Genomic DNA, 2368 nt, shown 5'->3' on the forward strand with positions numbered 1-2368 from the left:
GTAGAAAAGGGAATAAAAGAGGAAGACATTCATATAAAAGATGTTCTTGTTGTTGGCTATGGTGGTAGAGATCTAAAAAAAGTCCAGGAGCACATTGACGAGTTGGCGGAAATTGGTGTCGCGCCGCCGTCAACTATACCAGCTGTTTATCCAATGCAAGTATCTAATCTGTCTTTTGAACAAGCAATTAACGTTGCAAGAAAAGAAACGTCGGGGGAAGCAGAATATGTTTTATTTCATACCGGAACAGAATGGCTAATTACCCTTGGAAGTGACCATACGGACCGTTTTCTCGAAATTGGAGATATTCAACTTTCAAAAGAAGCTTGTCCTAAGCCTCTTGCGACTAAGTTTTGGCGTTTAGAAGACGTTCAAAATCATTGGGATCAGCTATATTTACGCTCTTGGATTACAGATGAACAGGGGCGACGAAAATATCAAGACCATGACTTGACTTCTCTGCTAAGCGTTAATGATCTTCTCAATAAATTAGAGGAATTTGGTTATAAAGATATTGCAAATACAGTCATTTTTTCAGGAACAGTTCCAACGTTAGAAGGATTTATATATGGTAGTAAATTTGAATATGAACTTGGTGATCCGGTATTAAACCGAAAGATTGAGAGTTGTTATTCGATTGTTATACAAGAGGTGAGAGTATGAAGCTTGCGCTGATTCAATTAGATGTTAAAATTGGTGAACCAGATTGGAACTATCAGCATGCTAAAACGCTTATGTCCAAGGCAATGAAAGAAAAGCCAGATATAATTGTGCTGCCTGAAATGTGGAATACAGGCTATGCTTTAGAACGTGCACAGGAGTTAGGAGATAGAAACGGTGTACTCACAAAAGAACTGTTATCCTCATTTGCTAAAGAGCATAATGTAACGGTTGTTGGTGGAAGCATTTTAAATTGTCGATCCCACAGACAGGAAGTAACCAATACTATGCTAGTTTACAATGGACAAGGAGAACAAGTATTGGAGTACGATAAAATTCACTTATTTCGTTTGATGGATGAAGAAAAATTTTTAAAAGCAGGAAATCAGTTTGGGTTGTTTTCTTATCAAGATATAAAAATAGGCACTATGATATGTTACGACTTGCGCTTTCCGCAGCTATCTCGAAAGTTAGTAAATGATGGCGCCCAAATGTTAATTAATGTTGCACAATGGCCAACAGCACGAGTAGATCATTGGAGAAGCTTATTAATTGCAAGAGCAATTGAAAATCAATGTTTTGTTATAGCTGTGAATCGCTGCGGGGAAAGTGAAGGAACTCATTTTCCAGGAAATTCAATGGTGATAGATCCATTAGGTGAAATTCTGTTGGAGGGGTCTCAAGAAGAAGATATATACATTATTGAAGTTGACTTAGAGAAGGTGAAAAATGTTCGAGAGCATATTCCAGTTATCACTGATCAACGGTTAGATCTGTATTGAAAATACAGAATTTTTAAAAAACATTGAGGAGGAAAGTAAATGGGGCAACCAGTTTATGAAGCAAAGTCATCTGACAAAACGCAGTCAAGAAAGGTCGTAGGGCTACGTTGGTGGTTAGCGCTTTTATTCTTTTTAATTGGTTTAATTGCTTACATGGATCGCTCTAACATCGCTATCATTGCTAAGCCAATGATGGAAGATTTAAATATGAATAAAGTTCAATTTGGCATGCTAGCCTCTTTGTTTTCACTAGGGTACGCTTTGTCTCAAATACCAGCAGGTTTGCTGGCCGAGAAGTTCGGGGCTCGTAAAATAGTTTTCTATGCTTTAGTTTGGTGGTCTATATTCACAGGATTAACAGCTTTAGTAAAGTCACACGGCTTAATCGGACTTGTTCGGTTTTTGTTTGGAGTTGGAGAAGGTCCCATGTATCCAGGAAACGCAGTATTTAATACGTACTGGTTTCCAAAGCAAGAAAAAGGAAGAGCTGCAAGTGCACTGCTTGCTGGTTCTTATTTCGGACCCGTTATCGCTCCCATTGTAACCGTTGCAATTTATCAGTCTCTCGGCTGGAAAGCTGTGTTTTATATTTTTGCTTTAATAGGGTTACTTGTTGCATTCGTTTGGTATGCAATAGGCAGAAATCGCCCAGAAGAACATTCGTGGATTAGCAAAGAAGAGCTTTCATATATTATAGAAAATCGAACTGTTCAAAAAAAATCTAAGCAAACGGCCCCATGGGGAAAGTTTTTAAAAAATGGACGCTTCTGGGCTTTAGGGCTACAGTACTTCGTTGTATTATATATTGTAACTTTTTTCCTTGTATGGCTTCCCACTTATTTACTAGAAGCGCGTCAATTTTCTCTCAGCAGCATGGGATTCGCCGCAAGTTTACCGTGGCTATGCATTTTTATTACAGTTATGAC

Annotated in this window: 3 protein-coding genes; all 3 read left to right on the forward strand. The window is 38.3% G+C overall.

The window, feature by feature from the left end; all coding sequences use genetic code 11:
• A partial coding sequence (locus AC1DRF_RS23535) for a DUF2848 family protein (RefSeq protein ID WP_477741835.1) occupies nucleotides 1-663 on the forward strand: 663 nt, incomplete at its 5' end.
• On the forward strand, nucleotides 660-1442 hold the full coding sequence (locus AC1DRF_RS23540; protein WP_230183521.1) for a carbon-nitrogen family hydrolase: 783 nt from the start codon (nucleotides 660-662) through the stop codon (nucleotides 1440-1442). The genes AC1DRF_RS23535 and AC1DRF_RS23540, both read left to right, overlap by 4 nt.
• Before the next feature lie 39 nt (nucleotides 1443-1481).
• Nucleotides 1482-2368, forward strand: an 887-nt coding sequence (locus AC1DRF_RS23545) for an MFS transporter (RefSeq protein WP_477741836.1), incomplete at its 3' end; no start/stop codon positions are given.

This window comes from Priestia sp. P5_B4 (assembly GCF_056400385.1).

What these genes read in the sequence shown, in the direction of transcription:
- AC1DRF_RS23540 (WP_230183521.1), top strand. Translation starts at nt 660, where the DNA reads ATGAAGCTTGCGCTGATTCAATTAGATGTTAAAATTGGTGAACCAGAT.